Source organism: Legionella parisiensis, assembly GCF_001467945.1.
Taxonomy (GTDB): Bacteria; Pseudomonadota; Gammaproteobacteria; order Legionellales; family Legionellaceae; genus Legionella; species Legionella parisiensis.
This window is the reverse complement of the sequence record NZ_LNYQ01000006.1, coordinates 224156-247280: the sequence shown is the minus strand read 5'-3', so window position 1 is coordinate 247280 and position 23125 is coordinate 224156. Positions and strand designations below refer to the sequence as shown.

Genomic DNA, 23125 nt, shown 5'->3' with positions numbered 1-23125 from the left:
TATTAATATCAATCAGTTGCCACCTTAGCACTCTGTGTTATAATCGGGCATATGCTTGGTTGAATTCCTCTATTTTCCCACCTAGTCTTTCACAAATAATAAGGAGCTTTACTATGCCTAGAAACGATACTCCTGAAGTAAAAATGCAAAAAACCTTACAGGTTTTGGGAGTTGTAAATTTGCTGCTATCCCCTCTGCTCTTAATTGACACCCATTTTGCTTTAGCAGCAGGTTTGATAATAAACGGATTGTTAATTTCGCAACTCCATGACATAGGGAAAAAAAGAAGGCCGGGCTCCAATCTGCTCAATCAGGGGAGAACTTATTTCTCAGGAATGTTTTTTACCAAAAACTCACCCAACGAAAATATTGGTGAAGTGGATAATACCCTAAGAAATATTATCAATGGCGGCGGCGCAATACACGATGAAGTAACCAGCATGTTCTCTAATAGGGGAGCAAACTAAGTGCCGGTCGCAGTGCGTAAAGAAAAGCAAGTAGAGTGACTGCCATCCCCGTGCAGGCGAGGATCCATTTTTACATTGGCAGTCAGCTGCATCAGGGATGGATTCCTGCCTTCGCAAGAATGCCCAACATCCACTTGTTGCTTCGCTTGACGGATATAGGTCAATGCTCAACTCCTTTGTCGAAAAAGCCCCGCTTGCAAGCGACCAGGGCTACCCTCCTCAGCAAGTACAGGGGTGTTCCCCTCATTCTAAAAAAGGTACTGCAGGCCAAGCGCGACGCTGTAGTTTTTGTTAGATAAACCAGCTGAGTCGTTCTCATAGAAATGCTCACCGGTATCGTTGTCGATTACTTCGGTATCAGCACGACCATTAGAATAATGATTGTAAGACGCTTCAACAAAAATTTTTGCATTACGTGTTACATGATAGCCAGAATTAATTGTCGCAGCATAATATCTAGAGTTGCTCCCATATTCTTTAAACGTTAAGTTGCGAGCATAATGTTCATCATGATCTCGTGCTGAAACCCATCCACTGTATTTTAAAAGAGCAATGAATTCAAAATTATTGATGAAATATTTCCCTGCTAAACCAACATAAGGAGTTCTGAATTTTTGTTGGTATCCAATTCCAAGTTGATTATCAGGAAAGCAACCCATATCCGTGCCGCTGTTATATTGGTAACAACCACCACTTGCTCGCCAGCTAAAGGAACTCCATTGGTAACCTGCTGCCAGACCTAGCTTGTAATTTTCATTTTGCATCAGCCAAGCTTTAAAATTCAGATCCAATTCATTGGCATAATTAAGATGTGTATTTTCATGATGTGACCAGTCAGTCCAGGTTTCTTGATAGGGATTGAGCCAATCATAATCATCCATAGCAGCCTTGTTTTTCGCCAAGGTGATCCAACCCCTACCATTAATACTAAGCCAGGTCAGGACATCATAATTTAATTCCCCGTTTATTATTGCAGCATTTTTTATACGCCAATTGAGCTGGCTTAGCTTAGTATCTGTCTTTTGGTTATAAACATATTCATGAGCCTTACCTGATAGGACCCCTAGAGAAGTACTCAACGACAAGCCATTCAAACGGTAATCAACAGCATAAGCATCAAGGGTGCAAGTAAAAGATAAAGAGGTTAGAGCCAACATAACTATTTTATTCTTCATATTCTTTTCCTAGTTAGAGCCCGCAGTCCTTGCAGCGAAGTGACTTCAAAATCAATCGGATTATTGTGACTCATGATGCCCTTGTCAAGAACAACATTTAAAAATATTGATCATAAGAGGCAGTAGTCGTACACTTAATAGTGTTGATGGGAAAAATGTCATTATTAATCCGTATCTAATGACATTTTCCTTAACGAATTGCTCATATTTCCTTAATGTTCGTGAGATAAACTTAATGATAAGGAGCTCTGTGCCACAAAAACACAATAAATCCGTTGGCGAATTGTTGAGAGCAAGAGAGTTCGAGCATTTTTTTTAACAAAGTAATGACATACTTGAGGAATAGTGATGGCATTAAGTGAAGAATATCGAAATAGAAGCCTAGAAAATTTCATTAAACGTTACAAAAAGAAATTAACCGTTCAAAGTAACACTCTTCTTGATGCCATCAATAAATTAGCAGCTACTTATGATGTGCCTTTAGGTTTTCAAAGTGATGAGGTTATTAAGCTTGTTGGCAAACAGCTCGACAAACCTTTTGATGAGTCTTCCCTTCAAAAGGTTGCTGCATCAATTTATTCTATGGTCATCGAGCAAAACGATCGTGAAACCCATGAAAATAGGCGTAAACACCGCGCTGTGGGTCGTTTTGATCTAAAATATATTCATCAGCGTAGCCTGAAAGATCAATTACAAGACCACGATATGGCCTTGTTAATGCCCCAATCCCATGGGAATATCGAAGTATTGGGTCCAATAAACCGCTTTGACCCAGGCTCTGTTGGAGCAGCGCGAGAAGGCTTGGACTTAGCCCTTAAAAATAAACGTTTTGACCATATTTTTATTCCAGTAGGACCTGGTCATTGGCGAGGTATTTATTTAACAAAACCCGTGGGCGGCAAAGGTAAATATCAGGTTGAATTATTTGACCCCTATGGCCCAGGAGGTGCAAGTGCAATCGAGGAAATGACTTTAGAGTTATTAAAACATTGTGGAATCGATGCGAGTCAAGTAACGATTAAAACCGCAGGGCCTATTCATCCACAAAAAGATATGTATGCTTGCGGAGACTTTACCTGTGCTTATAGCCATAAAAAAATGAAAGAGCTTGGCGCCCCAAGGTCAGCCTACAATCAAGATTTTATTGCTGTATTGGATAGCCGTGGCAATAAAGAAGACTCTTTACGTTATGCAAGTAGAGATCTATCCGCGACACTAGCCAAATCTAAACCAATAATACACGGTGAAGAAGAAGAGATTGAAGAGGAGGTTGAGTTTTCAGAAGATGAAAAACGTAAGTTTCTGATTCGATTAGGTCAGCTCTTGTCAGATCCTAATAAGATGGATAAAGCTGTTCTTGAAGGAAATGTTGCAAAAATAAAAGATACCTTTGGAAAATCTAAATCTGCATCTTTACGTGAACTGGACGCTTATGGGGTTTTTAATGCAGACGGCTCTATAAATAAAGATATTGCCGCACGATACCAGATAACATTTGCTGAACATCAAATTAAAACACGACTCGAATCTTATGGGTTCAAGCATCTCTCGTTAAGAGAAATGATCATTTTTGAATCTGCCATTCGCTCTGTAATCAATGATCTGAGCCATGATCAGCATATAAACTCGAATCAGCCAAGTAAAGGATTGGCGAAACAGTGTTTCGCGGATTTTTTACCACCGACTATGTTTCGACTTGCAAATCCCTTAGGTATGGAGTTAACAGGACCAACTCGGCAAATGATAGGCATGGGTTATTTAAAATTCAAAGATGCCAATGTTTCCATGTCCCCAGGACCTAGCGCCGCCAGATCACTTACCCCTGAAACAAATCCTGAACTTTATGAAGCGGAACATGATATCGCAAGATATTTAACGAATTTGCTAACAAATAATGTGGCTCATGTATTTGCTGTAGGTCGAGTGTTTCCTTATTATCCTCAAGAAGATTCCGGTAAAAGAGAAATAAGAACAGATGAGGCTTTAAATGATTTCATTAATTATTTCATCCCCGATGCCAATGGACGAGTGACTCTTCCTGATATTCCTGAACTTGAAGATATTCATATTACTTCACGTCCAATTAAAAAAGTAGGACGATTTATAACTTATGAAATCAGCATCAATGGAAGTGCGCCGATTCAAGTGCACCATTTCCCTCTTCGGGATAAACAACCCCTGGAGTTAACTCCGCAAGAATTATCCTATGTCAAAAAAATCGGTCAATCAACTCCTCCAGAACAAAATATCCATGCACATTGTCGAAAAGGAAAAGGGCGTAGTGCTCAAATTGCCTACCTTTTGGCTTCTTTGAATCCTAAATATGGTCAACTGAATTCTGAAGAGCGGCTCGCTCAGATGAGAGCTGAAAAAACGCCGCGTGGTAAACCAGAATATTTTATAGAAACTGACCTACAGGAAGACTATATTGAAAAAGACGGATACTTAATTCAGGAAAATAATGACTCTGAAATCCCTCTTGAAGAGGAAGAAGAAAATTTGGAGCTTTATCTTGTTTATGGAACTTTATTAAAGCAAGAAATTGATCAGCTTCTGCAGCAAATTGATATACCAAAGCAAATAGTGGCTGAGACAGATCATGCAGCACTGCTTCAATTAATGGAAAAATATCAAGAATTAAGTTCGCTTGCTCCAGAGGAATTACCTGTGTGGGTTGAAGAGGTTTGTAAAAATCCAATTGTTACTGAGCATTCATTGGCATTATTCGAGTCGATTAAGAACTCTACCGATTTTTTACTGCATGCATTTGCAGAACGGAGAAACCTCGATGAGCTGGAGATGTTTTTTGATTTACAAGCACGACATGGAGGCTACCTCGAGACTCTTGATAAGTTGTCTACACTTGAACTTAGACTGTCAGACGAGATCTCAAGCAGAGAGAAAAGTGGGGAAATTACCCATGAAGAGGCCCAAATAGAACAAGAGACTCTAGATAAATACACCTTTTCTTTCGTGTCTCGCTTACAAGATAGCTATTTAGAAAACTGGGAAAAAATATCCGAAGAAGACAAAGCACCCTGCATCGTTGAAGGACGCGCAAATATTGTAGAAGTAGTTCCTGAAATATTTAATGCACTAATGCAGCACAATCCGGAGACATTCACAAAAGCGGACTTTAAAGCGTTACAAAAAAAATACTATAAGTGTAAGCAGCGCATTGAACTACTCGAAAAAGTAGATCTACTCGAAAAAGCAAAAGGTCAAGATAATTTTGAGGTGCTTGCTCCTGAATTAAAACAACAGATCAAAACCCTAGAGAAACTGTTTGCTTTAGGTTATGACCATTTTGCAGTGGAGACAGCTCATATAACTGAAAAAATGCGTTTGATCTATGAAGAATTAAGTGAACTATTTGCCACTGGTGTAGTTAGCCCGAAAGAGTGGAACGATTTAAAAAATCGATTTGCTAATTATAAGACCTTATTTGCTCTTACAAATCAGGATGAAATAGCTACTCCTCAGATACTCTTAACTTTGGATAACTTATTCCAAGAAAAACGAGAACACACTATTCCTCTATCTTCTTTATTTATATGGAGGGTGCTTGAAGACCAACCCCAAAAAGGAAATCTAGAGGATTTTGTAGCTGGCTTAGGTTATTCGTTAATCGATACTCTGTTTGAAGATCTTCCACCAGAGTATTATGGTGTGGATGCAGATGGTATTTATTCTGAAGAAATCAACCTATTAATAGAGGATATCTTAAAGTTAGCTGCGACTAAAAAAACAGATGAGAAAAAAGGTGCCTTTAAGTTAACAGACAAACGCCCCCCCCTTCCCACTCCAGAAGAGTACGAAGAAGCAAAGCGAGAAGTTATTGAATTAATAGAGCAACGTCTTCCATATCTTATCACCTCAACACATTTTAAAGTTCGGATTGAAAATCTAGCCAAAGATTTTTCCCATCTTGGTGATTTGCAATTGAGCAGTCCCGAATGGGAGAACTTAAAAAAACGCTTTGCGGAATTGAAATTAGAATATCAAAGCCATCCCAAGAGTGAGTTAATTGAGCAATTGTTAGGAGAAATGGAACTGCGATTCAATGAAGTCGTTGAGCCAGTGGAGGAAGATACTCTTATAAAACAACATCGCGAATCCATGGAAAATGTTTTAAGAATTAAAGCCATTAGATCTGCTGCTGCTCGAGAAGTTCAAGATGAAATTCCTTTTTTTGAATCACGTATTGAACAGAAAATACCAAAATTGATAGGGTATCCTAAACTTCCCAAACTCATTGTGTTCAACATAGATGCAGTACTCGCTGAGTTGAACAATGGGGAAATGATTCAAGCGCAGGAGCTTATCAATGTACTGAACTATGCCAAGAAATATGGCATGGAAGTAGCGCTTGCTTGCAGTCATATGCCTTCCTCTGATAATGGAGAACAGTCAACGTTCGCACAATTAAGAGTAATAATAGAGAAAAATACTAAAATTGATATTTCGCATATGGTGCTTTCCTTAGACACTATTCCTTTACATCATGAAAAAGCGACCACATCCAGATATTTTCAAAGAAAAATCGCCCAATTAACAGAACAAATTAATCTCTTAAAAAGCCAGCTCCCAACGGAAGAAGAGCTAGAGGAATTAAAAAGGCAGTTCCCTGAAGAACGAGAGAGGGACGAATTAGAAAAAGCGACTAAGAAGCTACAATCCAAAAAGGAACAACTAGAAGAAACAATTTTAAAGTTACAAGCAGAACTTGATTCTCTGCCTGTGAAATCAGCTAAATTAACTTCAGATACATTCTTACATTTGGATGCCATAAGACATCACTATGCACTTACAAAACCAAGCAATGATATTAATTATTATCAAATGGTTGAAGGAGGTATTTTAGCGGATTTTAAAACACCTGAATTATTTGGTGGGGTAGCAAGAGGTGAACGTTGGGATAACTTATTTCAGTTAGCAGAAGTCATTATGGGTGCGGACTACCCCCAAGTGTCACCTACCCAACCTTCAACTGCAAGACCCTCATTGCAGGCCATATTAAAAGACCTTATTATTAATGCGGATAACCCCAGATTATTGCAAAAGAAATATGGCTCCCTTGCTCGATTGGAAGATGCAATACAACAGATTCAAGAACATAAAGAGTATCTTCACTCACACATCCCTCAAATCGAAGCATTTTATCAAAGTCGACTTGCGTACCGAAAAAAAATATATGAAGCAGAAATATATAAAAAAGCTGTTTTGAATGAAGAAGATGTGGTGTTTTTTGATAGTCATCAAAAAACTATTAATCTAATTCATCAACAAAGCAATTATCGCGCCATTAAGGTTAATAACGGTGAAGAAAAACCATTTCGTCACATTGTGGATCTTCATCATGAGATGGGTGTATATAATGGGTTAATTGCTTATTTAAAAGGCGACGAAGAACATGCTCCTAAACATTATGGTCCAGGCCGCATCAATAAAACGTTAGGAACTTATTTAACCACCATTCCTGATTTTACTCTCTATGAGTTTCAAGATTCTCCTATTGTACTGCATTTAGAAATGTCAGCGATACTTGATAAATTACCTGAGTTAAGTGCGGAAGAAGAAGTCCAACAACGTTATAAGGATCAATTTTTTGAGGCAGCCATTGAGCGTTTTAAACAATTATCTGAGGCGTCTAAAATTGATTTAGTAAAAACTTATTATAGAGATAAACATCAAGCTTTAAATGATATAAAGGAAGAACTTAAAAAGTTAATCTCATCCTCAACGCCTCAACTTGGTGACAAATTAACTGAGCTACAGACCCAAGTCGATACCATTCTCGAAATGGATAAAAAATTTTCACAACACATTTCGCCTACGTTCCTAGGTGCTGAAGCGAAGCTGTTACGAGCAATGATTACTGAAGGCTTGGATTCAGAAAGTCTCGACCATTTAGAAGTAGACGCTGATAAGGTGAAGTTGAAAGCAGATCATGATATATCTCGCTCACAGTTTTATATTGAATCAATCATGGAGGATCCTGATACCTATCTGCGAGGGCTCCATCCAGCTCTAGAAGAACTTGATGTTTTTGATAAAGCATTCATTACCGAGCAATATACACATTATATTGAAAAACATTTGAAAAAAATTATCCAGGGGGATTATTCTTCTTTGCAAGCAGTTTTGGATGTTGTTCAGCAAGATGTAACCCTGAGGGATCCTGAAAAAAATGATGCATTAATTAAAAACCATCTCCAGTTGATTGCGGCGAAAAGGCTATGCGAAAAGTTGCTCCCAATTATTCCTTACCAAACCAGAGTAGACGAGTTAACAAAAGAACCTCAGACAGATTATTTTGAGCAAGTTTCTGAACTATCAGGAAAAATAACAAATTACATAGATCAAATTGAATCATCCGATGAATATCGAGCTAAACTCTTCTTGGATAAAGCAGATAAATATTTGCGTACCAGAAATTGGGATGTCGGTTTTCAATGGAATAAACATACAATATTCATAGGTGGTAAAGAGAAGAAAATTCCTGCAACTGTAGCACAACAATTAGAGGTTATAGAGCAGGCTCGAACAGATGCTAATTATAGTTATCTGGAGGCTAAAAAAGCGTTTTTAGAGATAGGAAAACAAAAAGAGATTACTTGGCGCTCTTCAAAAGTAGCAAGAAATTATTATTCTTTATTCAAGAAGCCTGATGACACAACCCTGGAAAAAGACTTGGACACTAAGTTTTCGCCAACCTCAAAAACTTAGTGTTTTTTAAATGGAGAACGCTTGTTTCATAGAAAATTCATAAGAAGGGGATGCACATGAAAGACTAAATGGAGCGAGCGACCAATTTAATTTCCCCGCCTTATGATACCTCTTTCAAATCATAGTGCTTTCATTATCTATTATTTTTTATTGTTATATTTCCTAACACATCCCCAATCTCTTTTCTTCTGATTTTTGCCGCTATTGATGAAAAAACTGCTTGAATTTCATCCATCTTAGCAAAACCAAATGGTCTATAATTAATCTTATAGATGAAGTACAAATCCAGGTGATCTTATGCAAGTCAAGATGGAAAGTCTTCCTAGCGGACAAAAATGGTTCATCAATAGCATGAAAAGACTGGGCTATCGAGGAAATCGAAATGGAGTATGTCATGGTCTAGCCACCTTGTTTATGGTCTATTGTCAAAATAACAAGGCCGACTCATTCTTTAATATATTAATATTTATGAATGAAAATCGTCACCTCATCAAAAGAGAAGAGGTTGATGCGTTAAGGGCAAGGATTGCAAAAAATCCCCAGGTAGAACTCACTGAAACAGAACAACAATTACTTGAGGTAGCTAGCTTCTGTGAAACAGTTGAGATCCTGCAACACCCAATGTATTACCCACAATTGTTTCCTAATGAGCTCGCGATTCAAACTCAGGATGTAGAAGAATCACTTTCATTATTAGGTTTAGACTCGTGGAATAATGAATACCATCTTGAAGAACTAGCAGAGCAAGTACTGGAAAAAGGCAAATTCTACACTAAGTTTACTCCAGAAGGACTTGACTATGTTTTCCTAAATACAACAGGTGGTGAAATTAGAGGAACTCTTCTTGCAGAAGACCTAAATAGCGTCTTCAATCCCAGCGAACAACATGAAACGCCACTCAAAACATTAAATACATCATTTAAAAAAATTATCGATTTAATTGAGAAAAAAAATGGCCATCAAGTTAATCCAGAGTATTTTCGAAAAAAAAATATTTTTTCGGCAGGAGATGTCTGTGGTGTTTATAATCAGGAATCACTTGAAAAACTAATTCAGTCTTTTGCTAATATTGCGCCTGAATATCAACCTATTTCATTTAGTATCTCTGCATGCCGGCATGCAGTCGAACTTACTTATGTAAATAACCAATGGGTCGTATTTGATCCGAATCGTAAATTCAAATTATTTAATAATGACCCTTCATCTGCCAAAGAAATGGCGGCATTAATAGCTGGCACCTATTTATCTCTCGCTAAGAAAGATAATAAAGGGGAGTACATTGGCTTATCTTTTGCTGTGTCTGTAAATAATAAAGATAATGCACTTAAAGTAAAAGAAGCAATTGATTCAATACAAGTAAACTCTGGTATTCATCCAACTAGTTTTAATGATCTGCGTCGAATTGATGCTGATGGTAAAACATGGGCTGAAATTGCAACAAAAACAGATAATCTAATTGCCATAAAAAAAATTGTAGCTGGCCAAGTAGAGGATGAAGACGTTATTAAATTAATACTGGAGAATTTCGCTCCCTCTATAAGAAGGAAAAAAAGAGACGTATATGATTATTTTGTTGAAAAGCTTAAAGGGTATGGACTTGAATTAACCAATTTAAGTGAAAAAGATATCGATACGATTATCGTTGAATTTACTTCACAACCCTTAAATGATTTTAAACAATTATATCAGCAATTAGCGCCGGCATTGGGTCAAGTACAGTTAACACTTACCGTGGAACGTTGTTTAATCAATTCCGTTTCAAACAACAATAATTTGGTTTTGGATTATTTATTGGATGATTTATGTCAATTGAAATCACCAGCTCGCGAATTAAAACTCCTAGAATGTGCTATTTTATGTGAAAAACCTGACTTAGCCCTAGCTCAAATAGTAAAACTTGATGCCTTAAAAAAAGAAGAAGCATTAAGTGAACTGAACATACACGCATATGATCGGCTCCTAAATGGTACTTTTGCAAAGTATCTTCAAAATCAAAAACAAAAACCCTATCCCATGATCTTCATAGAAATAAATAAGGGAGTAACTCTGAAAGAAGAACAATTGAGTGGATTATCGATAGAAAAAGGAAATAAACCAATTTTGATCAAGCAAGGCAATACGATAATGATATATGGCTTATCAAAAGAAAATAAATGGCAACTCAATCCCTTAAAAAATCCATCGAGTGAGGTAATGCAAGAAATAGACAAACTTCAATTTGGCTCAGAAGGATCTATTGCCATAGGTGCGTTACACAAAGAAATTAGAAACAATAATCTCCATATAACTTCTGCAACGACATTACTTCTCTCTGCTGTCAAATCAAGAAATGTTGCGCTCATAAATAAGCTTATAGAAAAAGGAGTTAACCTTAATACAGCGAATAAACAAGGATTAACACCACTCATGCTCGCGTGTAAGCATGGATTTAATGAGATTGTCCAAATTTTATTAGAAAACGGTGCAAAAACAGATTTAACCGACAAGAAAGGGAATAGCGCATTACATCATGCATGTATCGAAGGACACGCGAACATAGTTCAACAATTAGTAAAAGCAGATCCTGATATAGTTAATATAGAAAATAATGAAAGAATTTCAGCTTTGATGTATGCAATTTCATTACACGAAGATGAGCAATTGATAAAATTTTTATTAGATAGCAACAGTGAAGCAAATTTTGTTACCTTATACCTGACTTGTGTAAAAGGTCGTCTAAGGGGAGTTGAAGTTTTGCTGGAGCATAATCCCCAAATTTTTAAAAATGACTCCCGTTTAATACTAGCAGCCATCAACAGCGGCAACACAAATTTAGTAAAATTACTTCTTGAACCCAAACTTCCTGAACATGAGATTGACTATGACCCACTCTCCTTATTTAGAGTGGCGTGCAAAAGTGGCAATGCTGATATTGCCCGGATTTTTGCCGAAAAGCATCCTGAAATTTTACCAGAAGCTAAGATTTCCTTCTTAAATGCCTGCATTGCAGGGGATCTGGGTATAGTTCAATTATTTGTAGAAAAACTAGGCCCTGAATATATAGAAACAATTGAAGAGCAAAATAGCACAGGATTATTTTTGGCGCTTGAAAGCGGACATAAGAATGTTGCCGAATATTTACTGGATTGTTGTCCTAATTTCAATAAATCTATAAAGAGTGATCCTCAATGGCTTACATTTGTTGTGAAGAAGGGATACTTCCCGCTTTTAGAACTATTCATAAATAAATATGAAGTTGATATAAAAAAACCAGATTCTCAAGGCTACAGCGCGATTCATCATGCTTGTGCAGAGGGACACATCGAGCTGGTCAAATTACTTGTTGAAAAAGACCCAAGCGTCTTAGAAACTCGGGTTCTCGACGAAAGAAAACAAACACCTCTGTTTTCAGCTCTAAGCTTACCCGATCCAGCCGTGGCATCTTATTTACTTGATCAAGGCGCAGATATTTATGCTGAAGACAAAGATTTGAATACAGCAATACACTTGGCTTGTGTCTCTAGTGACAGTTGCTTATCTTATCTGCTTATGTCCCGGGCAGAAGATAATACTGCACAATCAATCCTTGAAGTAAAAAAAATGGCTGAATTAAGAAATGCAAAAGGACAGACTCCCCTAATGTTTGCCATCGTATTTGGTAATCCCTCACTTGCAAACCTATTCTTACAGTGTAAAGCAGACATTAGTCTGGTAGATAAGATGGGAAACAATGCATTGCATCTTCTTTGTAAAAGTTCAAATGATGAGGAGTCTCCTTTCTTAAAAGAAACGATAAAGATTGTGCTTTATGAAAAACCAGACTTACTCAATACAATAAATGGCGCTGGAATACCTCCTTTAATGATTGCAGCACAAAATCGTCGAGTGGATATTTTTAAAATTTTATTAAAATACGACCCCCCTTATGTGAGGAGCGACGATAAAACGATTTTTGATTTCTCTCCAGATGAAAAGACTACAGGACAATTGTTAAAAGCAATTATCAAGGGTTCGGCAGGAAATCAAGAGCAACTGAAACAACTTATCGAACTGGAGTTAAAAAAACAACATATCAATCTCGTATTACCGATGCTCAAAGCAGTCTCTGACCCGCAATTTACCATCAATATTTTAAACAAAATCCTTTTAATGGAGAGTGAGACTCCACTATTTAAATCAACAGCCATTCAAGAAAAAGCAAAACTAGAAATACTGCCTTTACTTACTTTCTTGCATGAATGTATTGGAAAACATGGGGTAAATGTGTCTTCTGAGATTGACAATTTCGTCGACATAATGGGCGGACTCATGCAAACCGCAGAAGAAGACGATTATCTAATGGTTAAAAAACATATTGAAGGCCTTGTCTCAATGTTAAAAGAAACGGTAAAAATACAGGAACCTATTCCTAGTGACAACAATCCCTATCGAATGTTCCAACCCTCAACAAATACGCCAGTAATTCAACCCCAAAAAACATCTGAATCGGGTAAAACAATTTCCTTTTCACCTAGGGGAGATAATAATGAAACGAATACCTAGATCCTAGCGAGTTTTTCTGATTCTTAAGAAGAGCACCTCACAGAGGCATGAAACGAGAGTCAAGAGGAGCGGGTGAATTGGGAGATAATAATGCGTCGCTTTTTTCCGATAAGAAACTAATAGATTATTTGTCTTAAGGATACAAAATAAACACTTTAAGTTTAAGGCTTCAGTTTACCTATAAGCGTGACCCACTCTGTATCTTGGCTGCGTGCCTACAGAATTCCTGAATAGAGCTTCACATTTTCTTGCCGCTGAAAAAAAACAAACAAAATTACAATAAAAACCTTCTTTTAATAATTTCTTAATTTTATTTGACTATAATATTGTCCAATTATTACTCTAATTGCATTATTTGGATTATATAACCTTGAAAAGAAAAAAACCTGAGTTAAACCAACGTGAACAGCACTATTATAAAGAAGTTGGCAAAAAAATTGTTCCCATAGAGGATCAGGATGAGCAAAGAAAAATCGATGAATTCATGAAGAAACATCACTCAGAAACTCCCCCACGTACCTCGCGTGAATCAGGTTATTCCGCTTATATGTTCAGTGGAAAAAAAGTCCAAATAAATCCATCTATGGTAAAGAAACGCAAGATAGATAAAGAGCATTTCCTCATTTCAAGAGTTTCTAAAGCGCCTACCTTACCTGTTTCTTGTTTGGCTTCAACAGAACATGTCGTCGCGATGCAGAAAGACGTTAAAGATTTTAAATCAGAATCTGAACCTCAAACAAAACAGAACGTGATGTATCTCATTTCATTATCGTGTAGCACTAAAAAACTAAATGTCCGAAAAGAAAAAAGTGCAGTTTTAAAGCTCTTACACCAATATGATAATACCTTAAATAAAAAAAATGTCGGCATTACTTATAATAAGGAAAAAGCAGTTTTTGAGATTAGGGTAAGTACACAAGTTGCTGACATTCAAGTACTTGTGCAAGCACTGAACAGCAAAATAAAATATAAGATTGTTACTTGTGATTTTGAAGACATAGGATTAAATCAAGGCGTTTGTCTGGTTAAGAGGGATGCATCCAATCCAATCCATGCCATGGTCAATATTGTCGATTCAGATTCCGAAAAAGGATTCCTTGAACGTGATGCAGGCACAACATCAGGGCGTAATACTGCCTCTTATCAAGATAGCAATTGGACCTGTAATTTCTTTTCAAGCATGCCAGACATGTTAAAGAAAACTAACTATCCTAAAGATACTCTTGCTATAAAAATTTTTAATGCAAGCTAAAAATGCGTCAAAATATATATATGCGCTGGGCCAAAATAACCCAGCCTATTTGCGGTTTTTGTGTAGGTTGCTCTTTAGACCTAAAACCAATTTACTTAAGTACTTTAACTACTCATTTCCTCCTAATTTTATCATCTCAATAAAATCAAATAATTGAGAGGATTATTATTTTGCTTAGTACCCTTAAAAAGGATAAAATGTGCTCTGTTTAAGTTTTTCTGTACATGGATAATGACTTCTATACTTAAATCTGAAAATATTGCCCTTACTCATAATGGAGTAAGCCAAAATATCAGCATATTATTTACTTTTTCGATTATTTTTGTTTCCGTAGCAATACGCTTTTTATGCCTGAGTTCACACAATTTATTTGTTGAAGAAACCTATTACTGGAATTATTCGCAACATCTCGATTTTGGTTATCTGGACCATCCCCCTATGGTCGCTATGCTTATAAAGATTTCTACATTGATTTTTGGAACGAATGAGTTTGCCGTACGCTTGCCTGCACTGCTTTGTTGGGGAGGGGCTGCTTTTTTCAGTTTCAAACTAACTGAATTAATTCATCGAGGCGCCGGGCTGTATGCGGTATTATTACTATCACTCATGCCATTTTATTTTATCCAGTCTACCCTGATAACACCTGATCAACCGGTTCTACTTTGTTGGTCAGCAGCACTCTATTATTTTTATCGCATATTTATTTTCGATGAATCTCAATCCTGGTACAAAGCAGGCTTGTGGCTTGGCTTTGGAATGTTGTCCAAATACACAATTGTATTACTCGGTCCTGCTGTACTTCTTTATTTACTCACCGTACCTTCAGCACGATATTGGTTTATTAAAAAAGAACCTTATCTTTGTGTATTGATTGCCTTACTCTGTTTTACTCCAGTAATTTATTGGAATTTCATGCATGAATGGGCTTCATTTGTATTTCAAAGCGTGCGTCGATTTAAGCCAGCCCATCGTTTTTCCCTGCATCATTTTATCGGCTTGCTTTTTCTGTTTTTATTGCCTTCTGGAGTTATGGGCCTTTGTCTCTTATGGAATAAAAAATCGATCAACATTGAAGTAAAAACCCAACGCTTTCTGCAAATATTTACACTGTTTCCTTTGGGTTTTTTTGGAATATATAGTCTTAATCATTCAATTCGATTGGATTGGATAGGCCCAGGGCTAATTTCTATTATTCCTTGGCTTGCATTACTGATCTCTAAAAACAAATTCTACAAGGAATGGCATTTAAGCTCATTTGTTTTATTGCCTTGTTATGTTTTCTTGATCATCATGATAGCTTTCGGAATCTCTGAAAAAGCATCAAAAATGTTCTTTCAAAAAATGATTTCCTGGGAAAACTTTACCGAACAGTTCCATGATTTAGCTAAAAATGTGAGTGCTGCTAGAAATACTGAAGCCATTCTTGTTCCATTGGATGCATACAATATAGGAAGTGAGCTTGCATTTTATCAAAAAAAACTATTGGAACACGGAAAAATCCAAACCACTTATCCCGTTATTGGGAGACACATTTTTGGCATGAATAGTTTAATGTATCAATATTGGTCCAATGCAACAATGCCATCTGGCAGGACTTTAATTTTAATTGCTACAGATCCCAAGGATTTTAATTTACCTTACATCAGCAACAGAATAGCAGTGCTACAGCCGCCAGAGAAGCTATGGTCACGTAGCCAAGGAAGTGGAAAACCTATATCCCCTTACTATTATGAACTCGTGCAAATGAGATAAGCCGTTTGCATATCAGTTCTATCATAGTTCAAAAATAGAAAGCCCACGCAGCTGGATTTTGATCGATCCATCAACAGCGACTTCCTTTTGACTTGCAAACAGTTGCAATTAGTAGACTCTATAACCACTTCACATGGATGGTACCAACGAACCTTCTTCTATTTTTCTTTCGCCTTTCTTTGCCTTTTCGATTTCATCAGTTACAGCTTTGGCCATTCGGTCATATGCTTGTTGAGTGCCTGTTTTAAACCCAAGGGCCTCAATCAAACTGCTAAAAATACTTTGGCCTCTACGCGTGTTAAATAATCTATCATTGGCGATTCTGTGAGTCGTTATTTTATTTAAAAGCTGTTCCAATGATAATTCAGATTCCCCTGCCATTTCTTGGTAGAAGTGTTTTAATCTGGTAAATTTTTTTCTTGTAGCTTTTAAATTGGGGTGATTTTTAGGTAGATCTTCAAGTTTTTTATGCAGTTCGTTAAGTACTTTCATTTGAGTAGGATTTACCTTAAAACAATTGGGTGGTGGTGGAAGGATGTAAAATCCTTTTTGAGGTAATTGCCCTTTTACAAGTTTTGTTTTGTAATCAAGTCCCATAACAAATAAAGCAGGAACGCGGGGAGGATATTGTAAGGTGTAATTAAGAATATCATATGCTGTAGTACGACACGTGTTAGAGGCACTAATTTCTCTTGACCTGTCAATTATACCTTGGCGAATGTGTTCATTGTTAAAAGTGCATGCCTTGGCAAAAGTATCCACTTTTTGATGTCTCAATGTTATTTGTCCTGAGGACTTTTCCACTGGAATATAACACTTGATGCCCTCTCTAAGATTAAATACACCTCTTTCTGGAAAGGTTAATTTTTTAACTGGAACATTTGGAACTTTTCTTTTTTTATAGAATTCACGCTGATCTTGGTGAATATCTCTAGTAATCGCTAAAAATTCTAAATAGTGCTTATAAGTAATCGAGTACGCTTGATAGCTAATGTTTGAATCTCTTGTATCTCGGCTTTCATCCGCTAATGAAGCATCAGAATGGCTTCCCAAAATTTTTCCAAATAGAGTAAGGGAGCTTCCAAAGTCTTTGTCGATAATATTGCCTTTACCTACCTTCGCTAAAAGTTCAGGTTTACCATCTACCATAACCCCCAGCATAACCAAACTATGAATCCCATTTTTAACAATGGTGATGAAAAATTCACTTTTTTTAGTAACCACAATATCTGGACCAGACATATATCCCTTTCTCTCAAATGCTCTAAACCTGATATTATAGATCATATATTAATCATTTTGAATATTATGAAGTGCATGCGCTCAAAAAAACTATCCCCGAGTTGAATTAAAATATAAATAGGGTGTGAATACCGCAAATATTAGATCATGTTGTGAGTCCTATCACTAAAACTCTTGAATTTAACACATTAAGTTTAAAAAATTTTTAACCCGCTTCAGTCTCATTTTGGCAACTCATCAAAGTGTTGCAAGTACGCCAGTTTATCTTCCCAGGATGCTCGACTTGCATAAAAAATATGAGCGGTTGGCTCTAGATACGTATTATTATCCAGAGTCCCTGCTGGTAAAATCACATTACCTTTTCCATTTTGTCTAGGAAGGGGGCTTCCACACGTCGTGCAAAACATACGTTCCTTTCTTGTATTTTTTAGTTTGAAATAGCCGATATTTTTTTCACCTCTTTCCCAAGATAATTGTGCATCATTAAAAAAAACATTAGCTCCATGAATTGAACCAGTTTCTTTTCTACATCGACTGCAATGACACAAATACATTGCTGCAGGCGCGTGCCCTGTAATCACGTAGCGGCATGCGCCACACAAACACTCCCCTGTATATTGGTTCATTTAAAAACTCTCCTATATTTTTAAGTAACATGCTAAAAACACAAGGGAATAATTTTGATTTGTCTAGTTACTCCCAAACTACGCTTTCTTAGTTAATTATTTTTTCAAACGGTTCTCTGAGGTATCTGAAAATAAATTACTCAGGTGTGCTTGAGTAGAATCAAATAATTTTTGACCAACAGCCATTCCGACTGCAACTCGTGCTGTACCCCATCCAATTCTGAATCGTTGCTGAAAAAAACTCAATCGACTTAAGAAGGATTGTTGTGGTGTTTCTGATTCATACCACACTTTAATAAATACCTTACCTGCAGATGGCGGCTTGAGATTTGGAGGCGTTGCATATTGCATGTTGCGAACGTAATTAAATGGACTTGATGCAAGGGTGGCCACTGCAGCTGCGCTTGCATTATAGAGAAACTCAGCATACGACTGATTCGCTCCAGAAGCTTTATTTCCTGAACTTTTGCTCGTTGTTTTCATCAAACTACGTAACATTTCATAAGTACTTCCAAAGATCATATCGCGTGTCATTGTTGCCGAAGTTCCCTTTAGAAAAGGTCTAATACCTCCAAGAGTCCTCATATCACGAGCGCTTGAGCGAAAAGATGCGCTTTCTTGTCCCCATGTATGATATTTAATAGCAGAAATACTATTGGTCAATGCACCTCCAATACTTCCTGCAGCCATACCTACATACCATTGGGCAACAGCTTGGCTCAAACCTAAATCATGATGCAGATAAGGAAAAAGGTACGATTTGAGCTCTCCTTGAGCAATATAGTAAATACTTCCAAGAAACGCACGTTGCACTAATGCTTGAGAAAACCCCTGATATGGAGATTTAAAATTTTGTACTGATAGAAAAGGACGGTTATATTTCACCGATAAATACAAAGCGCGATCCCAAGGATTAAAAAGCCCTGAGTTGGATACGCCTGCAATTAACCCACTGGCAACATCAATATTAAACTTTTCTTTATAATTTAATTTTAGATCCTGCTCATTTGATTGTACCTTTGTACCACTTGCACTAGCCATCCCTAGCTCTCCAGCAATTTTTTTCAAAACAGCATTATATTGGATATTTTTATAAAATTAATACAATGCTGAGCGATTTTTAGAAGGTCTACGTACCTATACTGCATTCTTATTATAATCAGTAGACCTTATTACTGTTACTGCTCAAGAATGAAACGCTGAGTATCATGAAGGTCGTCAGTTTTTGTCTGCTGCAGTTGTTTTTTATAATTGTGTGTCACTGATTCAGTGTTGTTAGTCTTTTCTCTAGGTGGCATGGATACCCTATTCCTAAATTTAAAATCCGGAACGGACTTTGTGAGCTCTTCATGGAGAGCTATTTTTTTACTATGTACGTTGTTTCGCTCAATAAGTGCTTTTTTTGCATCCTGTACCCGTTGTGCATCCTCTTTGTTTTCAGGAAAAATCACCGGTAATTGGCTCACAATATAAAGATAAGTTTGCAGGGCTTCAGGGGTCTGCGCATGTTTGATGTATTCATCAGCGATTAAAGAATATGCCCAGAAATCTTTATGACTAAAGCATAGCTCGCCTTTATATTCATGGAGAATTTGCTTCATTTTTTCAAAATCACCATGCCGCGCATAAGCAAGCATCCGTTCTGGTATCGATAATGCCAAGGATATTTTAAATAAATCGTGTGCATCAATAATCACATCATAAATCACAGGATCCAGGTTAAGTTTCATGGCACATACATTAACCGCCCTAATGTTCGCCGGTGAAAAATAAGCGTGGGTAAAGTTAACAAAACTATCTAAATCAACTTTCCGTTCATGGCGTAATGCATCAAACAATTCATTCGTGTATTTTCCAGTATCATGTTTAATCACACTTCCTACTTTAAATTGCCAATCATCATATTCATCTTTAAAAAAAAGGATATTTTCAAACCCCATAGCATCCATAATAATCCCAGTCTTTTGATAAAAATCACGATAATGGGTTAGGAACTCAATCATTACATCTCTGAGCGTAGGATCACTATCTAAGCGTTGCAAAATTGCCCCAATTCGCTCATCAATGAACGGATAATCATTGAGATCGAAACTGGATTCAGAGTCATTTTTATGTATGAGCGCTTTATGTGCCTTACCAAACAACTCTTTATTGTGCTCCATTAAGTAAGGATCCAGTTCGGCAGGTTCTATTTTAAAATCAAATTTTACTTTAGATTTGAAACATTTTTCATATGGAACGATTGATAAAGCTGCGTTTTGAGGATCTTTTCCCGGAAGCTGGACCGGAAGAATAATATGATTCTCGCGAATGCATCGCTGTTTTCCATCTTTGTCAAAACATTCGTATAAAACAGCATATTTTTTTTCTAACTCTTCAAGATCTTTAGGGTTTGGATTTTGTTTCATTACTTTAATTACAAAAGGGGCTTCTGAAAATCGATAAAGTACATGAGTCCCTCCTTCAGCAATGCGCTCGGCTTTAGTTAAATCAATTGCGCCCGCTTCAGTCTTCGGAACTGAATCAAGCTGATTCTCCTTCAAAGCAGTCAGCCTAGGATGTGCTTGAGGCAGCTGTACAGCAAGTCCGGTCGCCCATGACTCTGCAGTGTGTCCCCCATTGTGCAGTCTGCATTCAACATGTAACTCTTGAGCTAATGACAGGGTTGCTTGGGTTAAGGGTTCATCACCTAGTCCACAGTCACCTGTTTCCAAGATCCCTGCCTGGAGATAAATATGGGGTTCTCCTTTCGGTACTTCCCGGTTGGAAAGTGCATCATAACCAGTCTGTATCATATGCAACAAGTAGCGCTGTTCTTCCTTATTTGCCAGAGGGGCACGCCAAGTTTGATCATCCTCATATCGAACCGGAACAGTCGACTCTTCACCACTTAATCGTAGAGAGGATGGTCCCCACCAAACAGCAGGCGATTGAGCAATCACTAGTCCATAAATATCAGGATGCATTTTAGCGGTATACAGTGCTTGAAGCCCCCCCATGCTTTGGCCACACAAACCTATTTTTTGGAGATCACGTGTGACTGAGATACCCGCTTGCCTTAAGGCTTCTGGAATTTTAGTAAGCATCGCATCTGTTTGCAGATCACAGCCATATTCTTTAAGTCGTGGCATCGATACCCATTTCCCCATTTCCATGGTGGGTTGTGTAGGTGATACAAATACAGCAATAATGGGCTCCATTTTGCCTTCAGCAATTAAATTATCTAAAATGTCCATTGTGCCCATTCTATTTCCAAAAGCATCTTGGTGTAAGTGCATATCACCATCCAGCATTACTTGCATACCATACTCTTTAGGGGCTGCCCCATAACCCGCCGGAAAATAAACTTCAACTAACTGCTCTCCAGAGCCTGATTGATAACTTTTGTCTACTGGCTCACTTAAAATACCTTCTGCATTAAGCACACGATTTTGCATGCTTCCTTTATTTTTCTTGTTCAACTCAGGATTTTCATACACAGAGATGACAATTTTTCCATCTGATAAGGCAATTTTATTGATAATATTGGGCTTTTGATGCAATTCTCCCGGTTTCACATCAGGATGCATGAAAAAATCGCTGCTTTCATTTGGCTCGATACACCTTTTTGCGATCCATTGACCACTATCCTCTGTCATCAAAATCATATGACCTTTCCCAGAAGAATCACGATAGCCTAATAACATTTCTTTCGGGATAGGTGTTTCTGGATTTGGCTTATAGATGAAAGTTGCAGTGAGTTCTGATGAAGTATTATCAATAATCACTTCAATTGTCCCTGCACTTTCTCCGTTTACAACAAATTTAATAGATTCTGCCATTTAGTTGTTCATCTATTTGTAAATTTCTATTATATTTCACACAAATAGGATTATTATTACGCAGAGCATTAACTTTACGTATTATTTTCAGTTCATTATCCTGGATATTTATTGTTAAAATTGAAGCAAATAGGTCATATAACACCAATATGAGCACTATTGGAAATAAAGAAGCAAAATTTACCAACATTGAAAAAAACATTTGCATTTAAACCAATATTCATATTAATCTGAAGGGGACTCACAAGGAAAAGGAGATCACCATGGCTAAAAAAGAAAATGCTCGTCTAAAAAATGGAAATAGATCAAAACAACCTGATTCTAATTCGAGATCACAGCGTTTTTTTAATCAAAAAAAAATTACTCCCTCATTAGAAATGCAAGGAGCACAAAAAACACAACACCCTCAAGAAATCAGTTTACAAACTACAACTGACATTTTATTGGCTGCTATTTTGCAAGAATTAAAAACGCAGAATATGATTGAACTCTTGAAACTAAAAACCCAGCAAGAACAAGAGCAAGAAGAGTTGCAAGCAGCTGAAAAAATGCAAGAACAAGATCAGGCTCGATTCGAAGAAATCCGGCACACGATGTATGCTTGATTTAATTTACATTCCCAAACCAATTAACAGATTTCCTGTTAATTGGTTTTTCAAGTGATACTGACTCCTGTTTATGAAGACAGCTTCATCATTACAAGACCACATACAATCAACATTGCCGCAATAATTCGCATGGGATTTACTGGATCTCCCAAAATGATGAGACCGACCAGGAAAGCCCCGACGGCCCCGATACCGGTCCAAATCGTGTACGCTGTTCCTAATGAAAGAGTTTTCATTGATATGGATAAGAGAACAAAACTAGCAATCATCGTTACAATCGTAATGATGCTAGGTAAAATCTTAGTAAAACCAAGAGATTGTTTCATAGAAAAAGCCCAGACGACTTCAAATAGACCAGCGAAAACTAATAGAACCCAGGCCATACAGCCTCCTTTCAAAAACCGGGCCGTCCCGCATGCAACCGTAATGGGTGAGGTCGTCCTCACATTATAAATTATATATGATCTGCACAATACCCGCTATGATGACCGGTAACTGAGCTCAAATAGTTCCTGGCTGCAAACAGCGAGACCAGGTTATTCTTTAGGATACAACATTGAATCCTGGTGCTTTGAATCATCCCATATTTCATCTTCAGATAAACTTGTTTCAATGAACTCAATTATGACCCCATTTTCTTCTATCATTGCCACTCTAAAATTTTTTAATGGGAAATAAGGTTCTAGTAGAACATGTTTCCCCTTTATCGCATTATCAATATTATCCACCTTAAAAGCTACATGTGGTTTAGTTTGAATCAGCTTATGCAAAGGGCAATTAGGACCAAATCGATGATATTGAATTCGTCCTGGGAATTCCCCTCCCGAAGTATACATATCCATAACAGGACTGTAACGCTCGCCAGAACGGGGTTCAGTTACCGGTATTCCCACGTGATGATATTTATATTTCATAATATACCTCTATTGCTT

At 37.2% G+C, this 23125-nt stretch carries 14 protein-coding genes; 6 read left to right on the top strand and 8 right to left on the bottom strand.

All coding sequences use genetic code 11. The features are described 5' to 3' along the window. Window positions 1-113: 113 nt before the first annotated feature. A complete protein-coding gene (locus Lpar_RS02255; protein WP_058516373.1) occupies window positions 114-467 on the top strand; it encodes a hypothetical protein in 354 nt (117 codons plus the stop codon). On the opposite strand, the gene Lpar_RS18720 is transcribed toward Lpar_RS02255, so the two are convergent. Together Lpar_RS18720 and Lpar_RS02250 are read right to left on the bottom strand one after the other, a co-directional pair. Beyond that, window positions 464-631, bottom strand: coding sequence for a hypothetical protein (locus Lpar_RS18720; RefSeq protein WP_156416181.1), 168 nt, complete (start codon window positions 629-631; stop codon window positions 464-466). The genes Lpar_RS02255 and Lpar_RS18720 overlap by 4 nt on opposite strands. Before the next feature lie 84 nt (window positions 632-715). After that, window positions 716-1642 (bottom strand): omptin family outer membrane protease, encoded by a 927-nt coding sequence (locus Lpar_RS02250; protein ID WP_058516372.1) that lies wholly within the window; start codon window positions 1640-1642, stop codon window positions 716-718. A gap of 348 nt (window positions 1643-1990) precedes the next feature. Between Lpar_RS02250 and Lpar_RS02245 the strand changes: the two genes are divergently transcribed. The 4 genes from Lpar_RS02245 (at window position 1991) to Lpar_RS02230 (ending at window position 15896) form a co-directional block, all read left to right on the top strand. Next, entirely contained in the window at window positions 1991-8371 is a 6381-nt protein-coding gene (locus Lpar_RS02245) for a hypothetical protein (protein ID WP_058516371.1), read from the top strand. 297 nt (window positions 8372-8668) lie between these two features. Next, a complete protein-coding gene (locus Lpar_RS02240) occupies window positions 8669-12892 on the top strand; it encodes an ankyrin repeat domain-containing protein (protein WP_058516370.1) in 4224 nt (1407 codons plus the stop codon). A 370-nt stretch (window positions 12893-13262) separates the two neighbouring features. Continuing rightward, window positions 13263-14144, top strand: a complete 882-nt coding sequence (locus Lpar_RS02235) for a hypothetical protein (protein ID WP_058516369.1) — start codon at window positions 13263-13265, stop codon at window positions 14142-14144. Between the two features lie 231 nt (window positions 14145-14375). Continuing rightward, the gene (locus Lpar_RS02230; RefSeq protein WP_058516368.1) at window positions 14376-15896 is read left to right on the top strand and encodes a glycosyltransferase family 39 protein; all 1521 of its coding nucleotides are present in this window, start codon (window positions 14376-14378) and stop codon (window positions 15894-15896) included. Window positions 15897-16025: 129 nt separating this feature from the next. Here the strand turns inward: Lpar_RS02230 and Lpar_RS02225 are convergent, their stop codons facing one another. From Lpar_RS02225 to Lpar_RS02210, 4 genes are all read right to left on the bottom strand, one after another. Continuing rightward, on the bottom strand, window positions 16026-17183 hold the full coding sequence (locus tag Lpar_RS02225; RefSeq protein WP_237759328.1) for a hypothetical protein: 1158 nt from the start codon (window positions 17181-17183) through the stop codon (window positions 16026-16028). A 176-nt stretch (window positions 17184-17359) separates the two neighbouring features. Next, window positions 17360-17764, bottom strand: coding sequence for a GFA family protein (locus tag Lpar_RS02220; RefSeq protein ID WP_058516366.1), 405 nt, complete (start codon window positions 17762-17764; stop codon window positions 17360-17362). Between the two features lie 96 nt (window positions 17765-17860). Then, complete coding sequence (locus Lpar_RS02215) at window positions 17861-18805, bottom strand: hypothetical protein (RefSeq protein ID WP_058516365.1); 945 nt, start codon at window positions 18803-18805, stop codon at window positions 17861-17863. A gap of 137 nt (window positions 18806-18942) precedes the next feature. Further along, window positions 18943-21585: an alpha/beta hydrolase gene (locus tag Lpar_RS02210; RefSeq protein WP_058516364.1), complete on the bottom strand. Its 2643-nt coding sequence runs from the start codon at window positions 21583-21585 to the stop codon at window positions 18943-18945. 263 nt (window positions 21586-21848) lie between these two features. On the opposite strand from Lpar_RS02210, the gene Lpar_RS02200 reads away from it, so the two are divergent. After that, window positions 21849-22190 (top strand): hypothetical protein, encoded by a 342-nt coding sequence (locus tag Lpar_RS02200; RefSeq protein ID WP_058516362.1) that lies wholly within the window; start codon window positions 21849-21851, stop codon window positions 22188-22190. Window positions 22191-22261: 71 nt separating this feature from the next. On the opposite strand, the gene Lpar_RS02195 is transcribed toward Lpar_RS02200, so the two are convergent. Both Lpar_RS02195 and Lpar_RS02190 read right to left on the bottom strand, forming a co-directional pair. Beyond that, window positions 22262-22576, bottom strand: a complete 315-nt coding sequence (locus tag Lpar_RS02195; protein ID WP_058516361.1) for a DMT family transporter — start codon at window positions 22574-22576, stop codon at window positions 22262-22264. Window positions 22577-22729: 153 nt separating this feature from the next. Continuing rightward, the gene (locus Lpar_RS02190; protein ID WP_058516360.1) at window positions 22730-23107 is read right to left on the bottom strand and encodes a VOC family protein; all 378 of its coding nucleotides are present in this window, start codon (window positions 23105-23107) and stop codon (window positions 22730-22732) included. Window positions 23108-23125: the final 18 nt, after the last annotated feature.